Source organism: Vibrio thalassae (genome assembly GCF_900089835.1).
Lineage (GTDB): Bacteria > Pseudomonadota > Gammaproteobacteria > Enterobacterales > Vibrionaceae > Vibrio > Vibrio thalassae.
The window spans coordinates 14679-29809 of record NZ_OANU01000043.1 but is presented as its reverse complement, the minus strand read 5'-3'; the positions used below and the strand labels follow the sequence as shown (position 1 = coordinate 29809).

The following is a 15131-nucleotide window of genomic DNA, read 5'->3' as shown; positions in this document are numbered from 1 at the left end:
TCGTCGGTCTCGACGACAGTAAACGTCAACAGTTTGAGTGGATTCATCGACCTTAATCGACTGGATTGCCTGCCCCTGAATATGTAAAAGCTGAGAAAGTAACTGGGTCAAAATAGGATTCATCCATACTGACTAAAAAAGGGTTATTAGTCAGTATGGTAGAAGTCATAAGTATTGCGTTATGACTCAACAAAGCGGAGAAGAGCCAATAAAACTAATGCAAAAATAAGCAATCGATTGGCTCATGTTGAGCAACTGTTAGCTAGGTTGCATTTGCGTTTGTAAACTTTCAATAATTTGTGCGGTCACGCCCCAAATGAAGTGTTCATTGTAAGGAATTGAGAGTACCCGATGTGATTTTCCTCGTACCGTAAATTGCATCGCTGACATGTTTTTGGGTTGTACAAGAAACGCAAGAGGAACCTCAAAAAGCGTGTCTACTTCGTTGGCATCGATAGATGGACGATAGTTAGGATCAACGAAGGCGAGAATCGGAGTTACATAAAACTGAGTGACCGTGATCAAGCGAGGAAGATGGCCGATGACGGATACTTCATCATATCGTAGTCCAATTTCCTCTTCTGCCTCTCTTAGAGCGGTGAAGGTCGCATCAGGGTCGTCCTTCTCAACTTTCCCTCCAGGAAAACTGATCTGCCCAGGATGATGCTTTAAATGATTGGCTCGTTTGGTCAATATAACGTGTAATCCACTCGGTCTTTCGACTAAACCAATTAGAACACTGGCTTCTCTGAGTGATGAACGCTCGAGGTGCTCTGTTCGTGATTTTGATCCGGTGTGATAATCCACCAATTGATGTAACTGAAATCGTTCTAGAAATTCGTGTTTAGTCATTGGAGCCTTATTACTGGGTTAAACGGCAGAGGCCAAATACTCTTTAATTTGTCCTTTTATAACATTGAGCTCTTGAATGACAAACTGAATATCCTCATCGTTTGGTGCATCGCCGTTTCTGGTTAAGCCCTCTATAATTTCAAGTTTCTCTGCCGCTTTAACCTCACCAAAGCTCGCTAATATTCCTTTTAATGAATGAGCAGTGATGAATAATTCACTCCAATTTTGATCATTGACCAAGGTCTGGATTTTGTCTGCGCCATCCTCGTGCTCTTCCAGAAAAGCCATTAATACGACAGCGATAATATCATCGTCATTATCCATGTAGCTTCGCAATACTTCAAAATCTATCATTGTGCTTCCCTGTGGTTGTAACAAGTGATTGGGATGTCTTTGAGTAGATTAACTACCAACTTCATATAGTTACATAAATAGTATAGTTCATCGAAAATGAAACTCTGCTGGGCTTTCTGTGTAAACTTTAAAAACCGTAAATTGTTTTCTAACACTCTCTACTAATTTTGGATGGATACGCCTTGTTCGATTGCAGTAAATTTTGATGCATAGCATAAACGCGTCTATGCTTATTCTTGCGACTTGAATCACAGCAATAATAATTAATTGGCTAGGAGCAGCGCCATACAAAGGAGCTAAATCATGGGCACAAGGACAGAAAGGCTTAATCGACAGTATGACGAGCGTGGTACGGATTTCTATTCAAAATATATTCACGATGTCGTGGGTATTGATTTGTTGTCACCGGAGCAAGAGTACCACTATGCGACGTTGGCGCGCGGTGGAGATAAAGAGGCTCGCGATGTTCTGATCGAATCCAATTTACGTTTGGTTGTCAAAATTGCCGGAAACTACACCAAAAGAGGATTGGGCAATCACACTATACTCGACCTCATCGAAGAAGGAAATTTAGGGCTTATTAAGGCTATCGATAAATTTGAACCAGAGAAGGGTTTTCGCTTTAGCACTTATGCTGTTTGGTGGATTCGAGAGAGTATTGAATCGTCATTGATGAACACTGGCCGAACGGTACGACTGCCCGTCCACGTGATTAAAGAGATAAACCGCCTATCAAAACAAACCAATGAAATAATCGCCGACCTAAAGCGTCCCCCCTCGGTGAAGGAAATCGCCGATAAAACGTCAAAATCTCAAACCCAAATCAGTGACCTCATTCATATGAGTGGCTTTATTGAGTCCAGCTCATCCGTAGATACTATTGATAAAGAGTTCCAAAGCTTGGAAACCTGCCGCTCTGAGGCAATTCCTGAACCCTACGATTTGTGTCACAACGAAAAGTTACTACAAAGCTTAGAAAGCGTTGTCCTCTCCCTGCCCGAGAAGTACCGTGACATTGTGATTCATCGTTTCGGGTTGTTTGGTAGAGAAGTGCTGACCTTGGATAACTTAGGTGAGATGTATGGTTTATCTAAAGAACGAGTCCGCCAACTTCAACAGGAGGGAGTCAACAAGTTACAAAGCGAACTGAAATTTGGTGGTTGGATAAACTGAACCATAACCCATCAATGTATTTTTAGGTCGTTTTCCACTGTGTTTAATAGCAGTGTGAGACGTGCCTAATAGTCAGAGGCTTCATCGTTGTGAGTAGGTATGAAGTCGCGCTGAATGTCTGGTTCTTAATCACCTACAGCAGGGCGTTTTTTGTTTTCCAAGTGCACTGTGTCGCGTCATTGAGTGAAAGTTCATCGGCACTTTCATCGGATTTGAGGTTATGGTTTTCGAAGCAAGCTAGATAATCGTAGACATATCAAGCGGTGCCTATTTCGCTGACCTCAATTTCTTCAAGCAGCAATTCGCTGTTGGTAAACGTCGCTTGGTTGGGAAGTCACTGGATGTGTTTACTGTCGAATTTATCGTCTATGTAGTTGTACATATCTTTTTGCGGTAGCAGTCAGGCTAACGTCCACCATCTATTGATAAGGATAAAACAAGCAAATGGGTTGAAGATGAACAGCAATAAAACAAGTTGCGTTACTACGTTTTCACTTCTAACCCAACGTGTCTGTTGAGTAAATACTCCAAATAGGCCTTTTCTATGGAGCCTTGATGCCATAACGATACGACACGTTTCGTGGCAAAATAATACGCCTTGTGTTTAAGTAAGGTGTTCAAGGTACGGCTCAAGCGAGAGAACTGATCAGCATGGATCCAAAAATTAGCTTTCTCGACTGTTGCCACCTGAAATGGGGTTAGCCCTGTCTCTAGCCAGCAGCGCAGAATTTCCCTTATTTCCAATTCTTCTTCAGGAATATCGCCACTTACCAGCGGCTTTAGAAGAGGGGGGGATATCCGATAGTGAGCATCGTATAGGTCGTCGACATAAACGTATCGCATGGGTTGTACCTTCTAGCTAATTCTAGAGAACAAGCTAGGAAGGAATTCCCAGTATTCAACTTTAAATAGTGAGTAAGGTTAACTTGATTTCATATTCCTTTTAACTAGTTTATGTCTATAAGCGCTATTGGCATATAACCATAAAAGTGAGACGTGAATGCTTTCTACCATGCATGACGAAAACAAAACATTTTGGTCTGAAGATCTCTCGAAAATTACCTTGGTAATTTCCAAAGGGGAGTTTTGGAATAAGGTTCTTTGTTGTGAGGAAAAGTTAATCACAGTTCAGCCCCCTTCGATTGATTACATAAACCAAATACTGCTACTGATCCGTGATGTGCAGTTTAATGGCTTACCTGCAGCGCTGCCTATTGCTCTTGAAACGACATCAGACGACCTGTTTATTGTAAAGTTTGAGATTTATCTAATTTTAGATAATAAGGTGAGAGGCAGTATCGAGCTACTAACACGCTCTCAGGCTCAGATTAGCGTTTTCTCCATGATCGAACATTTACTCGATGACCCACATCGAGGCGTGCTTGTTACCAATCATGAGCACAATGTGCTATTTACCAATAATCGGCTTTGTTACGAACACAATATTTCTCCAATTAGTGTACTGGGTAGAAATCTGTCTGATATTCAGCTGATACAAAGTGATAGCGTCCATATGGAAGCGTTCAAGACCATGATTTCTCAAACTAATCGATGGCAAGGTGCGGTGATTACCAGAGCGCGTGAATCGTATGCACGGTTAGAAACGATCAGTGTGAAAAAGATAGAATTATCTGATGGAAAACACATTTTTGTTTTCGTTTTCTTTGGAGATAACTTCACAGAGAGGCCTTCAGATAAGTCTACTCACCTCAACTTCAAACAAGAAACTGCGCAAGATGAAGCCGCCTTTAGAAAAAGTGCCTGCGAACTATCCAAAAAAGATGGTACATACCTTGTTATAAGTTTTAAGCCACATTTTTATAGTGAGTTGGAGCAGGAGTCTCGCGCTAAGGTGCTGTGTGCATTGAAGTCATGCCATGATAAGGCGAGCTTCGGATATCTAGGGCGCAATACGTTTATCGCTCTGCTCAAAATTCGGCAAATTGATGCCAAAGATCTGACAACTATTAACCTGTCTATCAAGCAGTTTTTTAAAGGGATAAGAAAGTACCTTGACAAACATCTAGTGAATGATATCGCTAACGGACAAGTGGGTGTCGCACTTCATGGCTTCAATGGTTGCGGTATTGATGAGGTGATTTCTCAGTCTGTTCAGGCGATGTTTATCCATGATTCGAGCCAAGGCAGTGTCAATTTTTACGATGAAAAATTGGTTCAAGGCAATATTCGTAGAAAGCGTTTAGAACAACTATTGATCGATGCTATTCGCAATAAGTCCATCGACGTAAACTTCCAACCGATAGTTGATACTCATAGTGGAGAGATTGTTAAACTCGAAGCCTTGTGTCGTTTCCGCTTTCAAAAGATATCTTATACGGTTCAAGAGATGATTCATCTCGCTGAAGATTTGCAGCTCATTTCTGCGCTTGATCTTTTGGTTGCGGAAAAAGCTATCAAAGAGTTTATCGACATTAATGCGAGCGTATCGAATACGCTTTCGCTGTCACTAAACTGTTCGATTGCAGAATCTGGGAAACCCTCGATTCATTTGGCAGACTTGTTTGAACTGATTAATCGCTCGCCGGTGGCGAATAACGCTGTCACCATAGAAATCACAGAAACCGCCTACTTTGAGAATAACGCTAACAATACCAATCTATTGGAAAAGATACGCGCTGCAGGCATCAAAATAGCCGTGGATGATTTTGGAACAGGCAGTTCGTCGTTTTCTTATTTTAATGACTTTCATTTTGATGAACTTAAAATTGACCGCCAATTTATTACCAATATCAATGAGGTTAAGCAAAAGTACTTTGCGGTCAATATGCTTCGCCAGCTTTCCCATGACTTAAACATCAAGGTAGTGGCAGAAGGCGTAGAAAAAGTCTCAGAACTCGAGACATTAAAATCCATTGATGTTGACTATATTCAGGGCTATTTCTTCTATCGCCCGTTGTCCTCCAGTCAAGTGCGCAAGGTTCTTGAGTACGCTTCTGATACCAAGCGACACAAAGTTTATCCAGACGTATAGGGTGTATGATGAGTGTAGGTAGTTATCGGCATCAAATCGTTCAGTTCTCATCAGGTTTACTGGTGTTTTCGAGAGATGCTTTAGTCGAGCGAATCGAAAAGCTTAATGGTTTAGTTCCAGAACAAGTGCTTTGTGACAGCGGAATTGGGGTGTTTAGAGATTACGGCTACGGCATATACGCCTATCTACCATCAGGGGAGTTCAGCGGTCTATTGGAACTGCGATGCCTGATTGAAGGTGTGCCTTTACGAGTGGAATGTCACCTGTTGTCTGAACCTCCCATGACAGTACCAGAACGGTTTCACATAACTCAATCTATTAGTAGTCCTGTAGGATATTCGATTCTTTCTGACGGAACGGTGGTCATCAGTCGGCATGCGTTGAAGCAATTGGCTATTAAGCGAGTTATGGAGAGCCAAAACAGAGCGAGCGCACCAAAGACTCTGTCAATATATAACCTCTTCACAGCCACTCCTTATTATCACTGCAAGCTTACTAAAGAATTTTGCTTTATCTCCGCCCCCTATACAGACAAGCCCTCTACTACTGACAATCTGTGCTGTGACCTAGTGATTCAAGTAATAGAGCCTGAAAGTACAACGACGTTTGAACTGGCACTTACACTTCATTTTACTTTGCTCAGCGAGGTTATTGTAAAAACAGACATCAAGGCTTGCCGCAGGAATACATTGGATCAGGTCGACCTGATCGGCTCTCCTCACCAGTTTGAAAGTCCTATCGTTTATGCTGACAACGTATATTCATTCTCTAGTCAGAGTTTTTTGACACGTTTACAGAATGGCTCTTTTCGTCACGCTGACGGTGACTCACAAGGCTATATTTACTTGCTGACCGATGCGGTAGAAACCATTGCTATTGGTCTTTTCATCCCACATTCCAAGAGTATTTCGATTCAAGCAAGTTTAATGGCATCGAACAAATGGTGCGATATTGAAGTTAATAAACAGGACCTGATAGCGTCCTCGATCGTTCATCAGAGAACCATTTCTATAGAACGATTGACCTTTGAGCATTCTGATTTAGTTCAGATAAAATCGGAAAGTGAAGGAGACTTAACTCTGTCTTCTGTCAATCGCAGTAAAGGGCTTGGAAAGCTGTCTTTATCTGGGGGGGCGAACGCCTGCTATGAAGGATACATAACCTTTGATTTGGTGTTTATGCCTAACTTAATTTTTGATTGCTGCATTCAAGCACACTGCGGACACTATTGGGCAATATCGACCTCTGAAATCAAAGCGCTGTTAAGCCGACGGGTTCGCAAACGCATTGAACATATCGATGTTAACTGCAATGACGGCTTGGTTATAGCCAACGATATGCATAGTCTTACGTTATGGTCGGTAAAGAATCAAACGCAAACCCAGTTGAACTTAACGTTATGCTTTGAGGACGGCACATTCGGCTTTTCATCGATAACTATTTAACTAGGTTCTTGATTGTACACACGTATTAATTTGTAATTAGTATCAATATTGTTCTAGAACTTAATGACAGGTACGGATATTCAAGGGAGTCGTTAATACGACTAGTACCTAGTAAAAAAAGCGTTGAACGGTTAACCCTTGGGGGGGATGGGCGATGAAAGGAATCATTTTTACTGAGTTTATGGAGCTGGTTGAAGAAAAATTTGGTTTGGAAGTGCTCGATGAAGTGTTAGAGATGTCTGGCGATGAAGGCATTTATACCGCAGTAGGAAGCTATGATCATCGCGATTTTGTTAAACTCATAGTCAATTTGAGTAAAAAGACAGGTATTGCTCCTGATACGCTGCAACAGGTGTTTGGACAGAGTGCGTTCAAAGCTTTGTTGGCCTCCATTCCTGCAAGCGCCAGTATTGGAGAAAGTACATCAACTTTCCAATTTATTCGTCATGTAGAGGATTACATCCATGTGGAGGTTAAAAAGCTGTATGCAGACGCACAACCTCCGAAGTTTCATTTCATTAGTGAGACGGAAACAGAAATGGTCATGGACTATCAAAGCGCACGATGCATGTCTAACGTATGCTTAGGTTTAATAGAAGGCTGTGCCACCCACTTCGGGGAAGCGATAGAGGTGAAAATGTATCCTCAAACAGACGATGGCAGCGTGGTCAGGTTTAGTTTATCGATAGTGTGAAGTAACTATGACGAGTAGTGCGGCGATTGAAAGAAAACTCAAACGTGAAATAGCAGCCAGAAAAGCGGCTGAGAGTTTACTTGAAGCCAAAAGCTTGGAATTGTTTAACGCTAATCAGCAGCTAGAGGTTGCGTTGAAACAAGTGGAGCAACGCTCAGAAGCAAGCTTCAAACGCCTCGAATTTCAGCAGCAAGTAGAGCGTATTTTAATCCAGTTTGGTAGAACGTTTCTTCGCAGTAATCTTGATGACGTATTGCTAACCGATTTAGTAAAGCAGTTAACCGAAGCGGCAGCTGATATTTGTTATTGTATTGAACTCACAGATAATCTGATCCCGACACTCAAAAACAGCCACTTCGAATCACCCAGAATGATCGATTCTGACGAGAATACTGGCATTCTTCAGGCATCTATCCCAATTCAGGTTGAACAGAAAAACGTCGGAAAGCTCATCGTAGGGCTAGCGGGTGAAGATTTCGATTTAACCTTCATTGAAAGCCAAATGTCATTAGTGTGTGAGCTGTTATCTAGTTCGATTACTCGTCAACTTATCAATTTAAGGCTGGTGAAATCGAAAGAGCGTGCAGAGGCTTCCGAGCGTTCGACTCGCGAGTTTCTTGCCATGATCAATCACGAACTCCGCACCCCTCTGAACGGGTTACTAGGAAGTGTCGAGCTGTTGGCGGATACCAACTTACAAGGAGTACAGCAGGAGCTTCATAGTAACTTAAGTCAATCGGGTCAGCTTCTTAGGTCGATCATCAATGATCTACTCGATTTCAGTAAGATCGATGCTGGCATGCTAGAACTGATTGAGTCGACGTTTAAATGGAGCAGTCTTCAGTCTACGCTATGCAGTATTTTCGAGAACAAAGCAGCAGAAAAGCAGATAGGATTCAGTATCGTTGCCGATGGGCTTGAAAACAAAAGCTTGACAGGCGATCTAGAACGTATCACACAAATCTTTGTCAATCTCATCGGCAATGCTATCAAGTTTACCGATGCAGGCTGTGTTACCGTTACATTGACTTCACAAGTCGATGGGATTGGCTTTTCTGTCCAAGACACTGGGATTGGTATTAGTCAATCTGCTCAAACAAAGTTGTTTCAACCGTTCACTCAAGCCGACCGTTCAAGCTCTCGAAATTATGAAGGCACCGGATTAGGTTTAGCGATTTGTAAAAGGTTGGTGGAGTTGATGGGTGGGTCGATTTCACTGACCAGCGAGCTAGGAAGCGGAACCATATTCTCTGGTTTTCTGCCACTTGAGGTTGTAGAAGTTAATGATGGTGTGCCGGTGACAAGTCATCATGATCCTGTTGCCAAAGATTTCTCTGCTTTAAAAGTGCTGGTGGTCGATGATATTAAAATGAATCAGGTTGTGATCACTAAGATGTTAAGTAAAGTTGGGATTGTCCCTGATCTTGCTGTCAATGGCCTTGAAGCCGTTGAACATGCCACTAAACAGCAATACGATATTATTTTTATGGATTGCCGAATGCCGGTGATGGATGGATTTGAAGCCACGAAACGACTTCGAGATGCAAGCTATGCCAAACCCATCGTAGCGCTCACCGCAGGGACAACACGGGAAGAACGGCAAACTTGCTATGACGTCGGTATGGATGACATCTTATCCAAACCTTATACCGCAAAAGACCTGACCCTCACTCTGTCTAAATGGGGCCAAGTTCCGGCTTAGAAGCGCGTTGATTACAGGCTGCCAAGTACGGGCAAAATCTTGCCTAATTTGTCGAAGGTTTCTTGATACTCTGCATCACATTCACTATCCGCGACGATGCCACCGCCAGCCCATGCGTAAATTTGACCTTGTTTTGCAATGAGCGTTCTGATGGTAATGCTTGTGTCCATAACACCATGAGTGCTGATATAGCCAATGCTACCGCAATACACACTGCGAGTATGAGGTTCTAGTTCCTCAATGATTTCCATCGCTCGTATTTTGGGGGCGCCAGTTATTGAACCTCCAGGGAAACAGGCCCTAAGAAGGTCGGTAGCGTTGTATTCTTGAGCTAACTCACCCGTGACAGTACTGACCAAATGATGAACGGCAGGGAAGCTTTCGATATCAAAAAGTTTCGGTACTTTAACGCTGCCCGGCGTCGCCACTCGTCCGATATCATTGCGAAGTAAATCCACAATCATCAAATTTTCTGCCTGATCTTTGGTCGCCGCTTTTAGCTCTTCTGCGTACGCTTTATCTTGCTCCGCATCCGCTGATCTCGGTCGAGTCCCTTTAATTGGTTTGGTTTCAATACCGTTTTTATTGAGCTGTAAGAAACGCTCGGGGGAAACACTGATGATCGCGCTATCACTAGTTCGAATAAAAGCACTAAACGGTGCTTGATTCTGGTTATCCAGTAGATTAAAGGCTTGCCACTCACTACCTTGATATTGAGCTTGGTGTCGCTGCGCTAAATTAATCTGATAGCAATCGCCCGCAGAGAGGTAATTTTGTACCGAAGTAAATTTGTCTTGGTACTGTTGTTTGGTCATATTGGATTGCCAATTCGATGACAAGCGAAACGGCTCGTCCTCATGGTGAACTTGGCGATCTAACCACTGCTTATTCATCTCTGGGTTATTGCCAATGATGACTGCGCGTTGTTGTTTATGGTCGACAACTAATGCCCAATCGAATATGCCAACAGCCATATCGGCCGCTAAAATATCGTTTTGCGCTTTTGTCGGTAATCGCTCGACTCGACGTCCTAGGTCATAGGCAAAGTAACCTACAGCACCGCCAATAAAAGGCCAAATAGTTGAATCTTCTCTATAGCCAATCAAGGTTTCTATCAAATCATTGACGATAGCAAACGGGTCCTGTGCACTTTTTGTCACTTTGTCTGCCACAGTAATTGTAGTGGTGGCCCCAAAGGTTTCGACAGTTGCAACTGGCTGTGCGACCAAAATATCAAAGCGATTGTTCTCATGATCGCTATCTGAGGACTTTAGTAACATTGACCACGGGAGATGCTCGATCTTGGTAAACTTGTCTCGAGCAAGGTCTTGGTAATAGGGAAGGTCAACGAATTGAATAGATAGTCTTTCTTTTGTGTTCATTTGCTTAAATTGTGACAGAAACGTTGTCGCACTCATGGCGCATAGTGGAAAGCAAGAGTATCATATTTTCACAATAAAAAGTCGGACAATTACCCCTGAAAATACTACGGGTTAAGGCGTGGTACAGGGCTGAAAAGTTCGTCATTCTGGAAGCTAAAAATTATAAAGAGGTATTCAATGGCGGTTATTCGTAAAGAAGATGTGATCAGCAGCGTTGCTGATGCATTGCAATACATCTCGTATTACCATCCCCTCGACTTTGTCCAAGCCCTAGATAAAGCTTATCAAAAGGAAGAAAGCCAAGCGGCAAAAGATGCCATCGCACAAATTTTGATTAACTCGCGTATGTCGGCAGAAGGTCATCGACCCATTTGCCAAGATACTGGCATCGTAACCTGTTTTGTGAACATTGGTATGAATGTTCAATGGGATTCGGATCTCACCGTTCAAGAGATGATCGATGAAGGGGTTCGCCAAGGTTATACCAATCCTGATAACCCACTACGTGCCTCCGTACTAAAAGATCCTGCAGGAAAACGTATTAACACCAAAGACAATACGCCAGCGGTGGTTCACATCAATATGGTGCCAGGGGATAAAGTTGAAATTCAAATCGCGGCGAAAGGTGGCGGTTCTGAAAACAAAACTAAGATGGTCATGCTCAATCCATCGGATGACATCGCCGAGTGGGTAGAGAAAACACTACCGACAATGGGGGCAGGTTGGTGTCCACCAGGTATGTTAGGTATAGGTATTGGTGGCACCGCTGAGAAAGCAGCGGTACTTGCAAAAGAATCTTTGATGGAGCATATCGATATTCAAGAGCTTATCGAGCGCGGTCCATCTAACGCAGAAGAAGAGCTTCGCCTTGATATCTTTAATCGTGTAAACAAACTTGGCATTGGTGCGCAAGGTTTAGGCGGCTTAACCACAGTTGTTGATGTGAAAATCAAAACCGCACCGACTCACGCTGCTTCTAAGCCAGTGTGCATGATTCCAAACTGTGCGGCGACCCGTCACGTTCATTTTACTCTTGATGGCACGGGTCCTGCCGAGCTTACCCCACCAAAATTGGAAGAGTGGCCGGATATTACTTGGGAAGCAGGTGAAAATACTCGCCGTGTAAATCTTGATACGATCACCAAAGAAGACGTTCAAGAGTGGAAAACCGGCGAGACCTTATTGCTCTCTGGGAAAATTCTGACAGGTCGTGATGCTGCTCATAAACGCATTCAAGGCATGTTGGAGAGTGGAGAAGGGTTGCCAAAAGGTGTCGATTTTAAAGGCAAATTCATCTACTACGTAGGTCCAGTAGACGCTGTTGGCGATGAAGCAGTAGGCCCAGCCGGTCCTACAACATCGACTCGGATGGATAAATTTACAGACATGATGCTGTCGGAAACCGGACTCACTGGCATGATTGGTAAAGCAGAACGCGGTCCTGCGGCAATTGAGTCTATTAAAGAGCACAAAGCCGTGTACTTAATGGCTGTCGGTGGTGCTGCCTACCTCGTCGCGAAGGCGATTAAGAAAGCCAAAGTAGTGGCATTTGAAGATTTAGGTATGGAGGCTATCTACGAGTTTGAAGTAGAAGACATGCCAGTGACGGTTGCTGTCGATTCAAGTGGAGCAAATGCTCACCAAATTGGTCCGGATACGTGGAAAGTTAAGATAGCGGAAGCAGAAAAAGTATCTTAATCCGCTTAGAAAAAGTGAGTGTGTAAACGCATACTCACTTTTTTTTATCAATAATTCAGGCGTATACTAAAAAACATACTAGAAAAAGAACCAAGGAGAGAGCAACAATGCCTCGATTTATACAAATATTACAAATTGCGTTACTGCTAGTAGTGGGATTTTTTGTTGGCTACGACCTAATACTGCACGGTATCAGCATCTTTAATGAAAAATACGTCACCATGACTTGTGTATTGACGGTACTGTTGGAAATTGCATTGTTCGTCATCTATAAACTGATTGAAGACGATTAGAATGCGTGTTGAGTTATAATTAAACCCCTGAATATTTTCAGGGGTTTTTTGTTCATGTTTCGTTAATCTCGTATAGTGCAAACTTACGCTATTCGTTTTATTGGAGTACGTTGAATGAGCCGAATTGGTCAAGAGGTATCAGATCTTCTGCATCGCAGTATGGACTCACATGTCCGAATTGCCGTGACGGGTTTGTCGCGAGCAGGAAAAACGGCGTTCATCACCTCATTGGTTAATCAATTGCTGCATACCTCTACACATGAGAACGTACCGTTACTAGATTGTGCTAGAGATGGACGTTTGATTGGTGCCAAACGCGTCCCACAGTCTAACTTAATGGTTCCACGCTTTGCTTATGACGATGCGATGAGTCAATTGCATGCGATGCCACCGAGTTGGCCTGAGCCAACGCGTGATGTGAGCGAGATACGCTTAGCAGTGAAATACAAGCCGGCGAAAGGAGCGAAGCGTTTAATAAGTAAAACGTCGACCCTGTATATTGATGTGATTGATTACCCGGGGGAATGGTTACTGGATTTGCCTCTACTGGATCTTACTTTCGAGCAGTGGAGCGAGTTGCAGTTTGAAAACCTAAAGGGGATTCGCCTTGAATGTGCCCAAGATTGGTTGACAAAACTTGAGCAGTTTGACGCGGCTGGAGAAGAAAATGAAAAGCGGATTGCGGATATTTCAGAGAGTTTTACTCAATATCTGTATGCCTGCAAAGAGCGCGGATTGCATTGGGTGCAACCGGGACGTTTTGTTCTACCAGGTGAGTTAAAAGGCGCACCAGTATTACAATTCTTCCCGTGTCAGCCTCCGTCAGAAAAAGTCGCTAAAACGAGCGGTTATGCGATGCTTAAACGCCGCTACGAAGAATATCAAACAAAAGTGGTAAAGCAGTTCTATAAGAATCACTTTGCGACATTTGATCGTCAGATCGTGCTGGTGGATTGCCTGCAGCCACTTATGGCTGGCTCAGAAGCGTTTCATGATATGAAAGACGCACTGCAGCAAATTATGAAGAGTTTCCGTTATGGACAATCGAGTTTACTTCGTCGCTTGTTCTCTTCTCGAATAGACAAGATTTTGTTTGCTGCCACAAAAGCTGATCACGTTACGCCAGACCAGTACAATAATCTGGTGAGCTTGTTACAGCAAATGGTGCATCCAGCGTGGCAAGATACAGCGTTCGAAAATATCGAAATGAGCTGCATGAGTGTAGCTTCTATCAGAGCGACTGAGGCAGGATTCGTCGGCAAGGGGAGCGAGAGCAGTGCCGCGCTACGAGGCACCACTCTGGACAATGACACCATGACATTGTATCCGGGCGACGTGCCAACCCGCCTTCCTAAGGCTGACTATTGGCAAAACAATAAGTTTGAATTTACTTCATTCAGGCCGCTTGAGACGGCGGTTGACGAGCCTTGTGGGCATATTCGGATTGATAAAGCACTGCAATATTTGGTTGGAGATAAACTTCGATGAGTGATATCAAAGGCAGAAAAGTCTTTGCTGAGGATACCAGTGAAATTGAGGCCTCAGTCGATTTAAACAGTCAGAAACTGTTTGAACCAGAACAAACCTTTGTACCGGTTGAACAGGAAACCACTGAGCAACAGGACGAGCTAGAGCTTGAGCGAGTAGTCAAAGGGAGCAGTAAAAAAGGTTGGATTGCCACCACTTTATTAACAGCATTTGCGGGCCTAGTTGGCTGGCAAGCGATAGATAACGTCGTAACGGCGGCTAATACCGGAGATTGGTTGTCCTTAGGTTGGTCAGGCTTAATCACCGCCGTAGCTGTGCTGGGTATTGGCGCATTTGGCAAGGAACTGTATAAGCTTCGCAAACTAAAAGATCATTTCTCAGTGCAAGAGCATGCTGAAGCTCTGATCGCCAACGATGGTGTTGGCCAGGGTGAGAGATTTTGTCAAAAGCTGGCCAATGAGGCGGGTATACAACCTGAAAACCCAGCTTTTGATCGTTGGAAGAACAGTGTTCACAGCGCTCATAGCGATGCTGAAGTGCTTAATATGTACCAATCCATGGTGCTCAAAGAGCAAGATAAGCAAGCTTTGTCGGCAGTGTCGAAATTATCGGGCGAAGCCGCAATTTTAGTGGCGCTGAGTCCATTGGCGATTGCAGACATGCTGCTGATTGCGTGGCGTAACTTCCGTATGATCGACAAACTGTCAGAGGTATACGGCGTAGAGTTAGGTTATTGGTCAAGACTCAAACTGTTTAAGCTAGTATTGATGAACATTGCGTTGGCCGGCGCCAGTGAGTTGGCTATCGAGTCCAGTGCGGATATTCTGTCAATGAACTTGGCAGAAAAACTTTCCGCGAGAGCAGGGCAAGGTCTAGGTGTGGGATTGCTGACTGCTCGGTTAGGTTTGAAGACGATAAGTTTAATGCGCCCCATTCCGTTTCCAAATGAGGAGCGCCCAAAACTTGGCTCAATTCGTAAGTCTGTATTGGAAAGTTTAAAAAGCAAGCTTGGTTAATCGCGCAGTAATATCGTTAAGTCGTTCATCAAAAAAGGCGAC

Annotated in this window: 13 protein-coding genes; 9 read left to right on the top strand and 4 right to left on the bottom strand. The window is 43.5% G+C overall.

What is annotated here, in order from left to right; genetic code table 11:
• Positions 1 to 258: 258 nt before the first annotated feature.
• On the bottom strand, positions 259 to 852 hold the full coding sequence (locus VTH8203_RS13150; RefSeq protein WP_096994086.1) for a CoA pyrophosphatase: 594 nt from the start codon (positions 850 to 852) through the stop codon (positions 259 to 261).
• Between the two features lie 18 nt (positions 853 to 870).
• Positions 871 to 1206, bottom strand: coding sequence for an Hpt domain-containing protein (locus VTH8203_RS13145; protein WP_096994085.1), 336 nt, complete (start codon positions 1204 to 1206; stop codon positions 871 to 873).
• A gap of 303 nt (positions 1207 to 1509) precedes the next feature.
• Here VTH8203_RS13145 and VTH8203_RS13140 point away from each other — a divergent pair, with 303 nt between their 5' ends.
• Entirely contained in the window at positions 1510 to 2379 is an 870-nt protein-coding gene (locus tag VTH8203_RS13140) for a sigma-70 family RNA polymerase sigma factor (protein ID WP_096994084.1), read from the top strand.
• Between the two features lie 483 nt (positions 2380 to 2862).
• Here VTH8203_RS13140 and VTH8203_RS13135 read toward each other — a convergent pair whose 3' ends face one another.
• Positions 2863 to 3222, bottom strand: a complete 360-nt coding sequence (locus VTH8203_RS13135; protein WP_096994083.1) for a hypothetical protein — start codon at positions 3220 to 3222, stop codon at positions 2863 to 2865.
• Between the two features lie 157 nt (positions 3223 to 3379).
• Between VTH8203_RS13135 and VTH8203_RS13130 the strand changes: the two genes are divergently transcribed.
• The 4 genes from VTH8203_RS13130 to VTH8203_RS13115 all read left to right on the top strand — a co-directional run bounded on the left by VTH8203_RS13130 (position 3380) and on the right by VTH8203_RS13115 (position 9212).
• The gene (locus VTH8203_RS13130; RefSeq protein WP_096994082.1) at positions 3380 to 5371 is read left to right on the top strand and encodes an EAL domain-containing protein; all 1992 of its coding nucleotides are present in this window, start codon (positions 3380 to 3382) and stop codon (positions 5369 to 5371) included.
• Between the two features lie 5 nt (positions 5372 to 5376).
• Positions 5377 to 6816, top strand: a complete 1440-nt coding sequence (locus VTH8203_RS13125) for a hypothetical protein (protein ID WP_158296139.1) — start codon at positions 5377 to 5379, stop codon at positions 6814 to 6816.
• Positions 6817 to 6970: 154 nt separating this feature from the next.
• Positions 6971 to 7510 (top strand): heme NO-binding domain-containing protein, encoded by a 540-nt coding sequence (locus VTH8203_RS13120; RefSeq protein ID WP_096994080.1) that lies wholly within the window; start codon positions 6971 to 6973, stop codon positions 7508 to 7510.
• Positions 7511 to 7517: 7 nt separating this feature from the next.
• Positions 7518 to 9212, top strand: coding sequence for an ATP-binding protein (locus tag VTH8203_RS13115; protein ID WP_096994079.1), 1695 nt, complete (start codon positions 7518 to 7520; stop codon positions 9210 to 9212).
• Between the two features lie 11 nt (positions 9213 to 9223).
• Here the strand turns inward: VTH8203_RS13115 and pabB are convergent, their stop codons facing one another.
• Entirely contained in the window at positions 9224 to 10594 is a 1371-nt protein-coding gene (gene pabB, locus VTH8203_RS13110; protein ID WP_244181211.1) for an aminodeoxychorismate synthase component 1, read from the bottom strand.
• A gap of 177 nt (positions 10595 to 10771) precedes the next feature.
• Between pabB and VTH8203_RS13105 the strand changes: the two genes are divergently transcribed.
• From VTH8203_RS13105 to VTH8203_RS13090, 4 genes are all read left to right on the top strand, one after another.
• A complete protein-coding gene (locus VTH8203_RS13105; RefSeq protein ID WP_038225844.1) occupies positions 10772 to 12292 on the top strand; it encodes a fumarate hydratase in 1521 nt (506 codons plus the stop codon).
• Positions 12293 to 12399: 107 nt separating this feature from the next.
• Positions 12400 to 12585: a hypothetical protein gene (locus tag VTH8203_RS13100; protein WP_096994077.1), complete on the top strand. Its 186-nt coding sequence runs from the start codon at positions 12400 to 12402 to the stop codon at positions 12583 to 12585.
• A gap of 114 nt (positions 12586 to 12699) precedes the next feature.
• On the top strand, positions 12700 to 14073 hold the full coding sequence (locus tag VTH8203_RS13095) for a YcjX family GTP-binding protein (RefSeq protein ID WP_096994076.1): 1374 nt from the start codon (positions 12700 to 12702) through the stop codon (positions 14071 to 14073).
• The gene (locus VTH8203_RS13090) at positions 14070 to 15089 is read left to right on the top strand and encodes a YcjF family protein (protein ID WP_096994075.1); all 1020 of its coding nucleotides are present in this window, start codon (positions 14070 to 14072) and stop codon (positions 15087 to 15089) included. The genes VTH8203_RS13095 and VTH8203_RS13090 overlap by 4 nt, the downstream gene beginning before the upstream one ends.
• Positions 15090 to 15131: the final 42 nt, after the last annotated feature.

Coding starts and splice junctions, on each gene's coding strand:
- VTH8203_RS13135 (WP_096994083.1), bottom strand. CDS start 3,222: ATGCGATACGTTTATGTCGACGACCTATACGATGCTCACTATCGGATA.
- VTH8203_RS13090 (WP_096994075.1), top strand. CDS start 14,070: ATGAGTGATATCAAAGGCAGAAAAGTCTTTGCTGAGGATACCAGTGAA.
- VTH8203_RS13115 (WP_096994079.1), top strand. CDS start 7,518: ATGACGAGTAGTGCGGCGATTGAAAGAAAACTCAAACGTGAAATAGCA.
- VTH8203_RS13145 (WP_096994085.1), bottom strand. CDS start 1,206: ATGATAGATTTTGAAGTATTGCGAAGCTACATGGATAATGACGATGAT.
- VTH8203_RS13100 (WP_096994077.1), top strand. CDS start 12,400: ATGCCTCGATTTATACAAATATTACAAATTGCGTTACTGCTAGTAGTG.
- pabB (WP_244181211.1), bottom strand. CDS start 10,594: ATGAACACAAAAGAAAGACTATCTATTCAATTCGTTGACCTTCCCTAT.
- VTH8203_RS13120 (WP_096994080.1), top strand. CDS start 6,971: ATGAAAGGAATCATTTTTACTGAGTTTATGGAGCTGGTTGAAGAAAAA.
- VTH8203_RS13130 (WP_096994082.1), top strand. CDS start 3,380: ATGCTTTCTACCATGCATGACGAAAACAAAACATTTTGGTCTGAAGAT.
- VTH8203_RS13140 (WP_096994084.1), top strand. CDS start 1,510: ATGGGCACAAGGACAGAAAGGCTTAATCGACAGTATGACGAGCGTGGT.
- VTH8203_RS13105 (WP_038225844.1), top strand. CDS start 10,772: ATGGCGGTTATTCGTAAAGAAGATGTGATCAGCAGCGTTGCTGATGCA.
- VTH8203_RS13150 (WP_096994086.1), bottom strand. CDS start 852: ATGACTAAACACGAATTTCTAGAACGATTTCAGTTACATCAATTGGTG.
- VTH8203_RS13095 (WP_096994076.1), top strand. CDS start 12,700: ATGAGCCGAATTGGTCAAGAGGTATCAGATCTTCTGCATCGCAGTATG.
- VTH8203_RS13125 (WP_158296139.1), top strand. CDS start 5,377: ATGATGAGTGTAGGTAGTTATCGGCATCAAATCGTTCAGTTCTCATCA.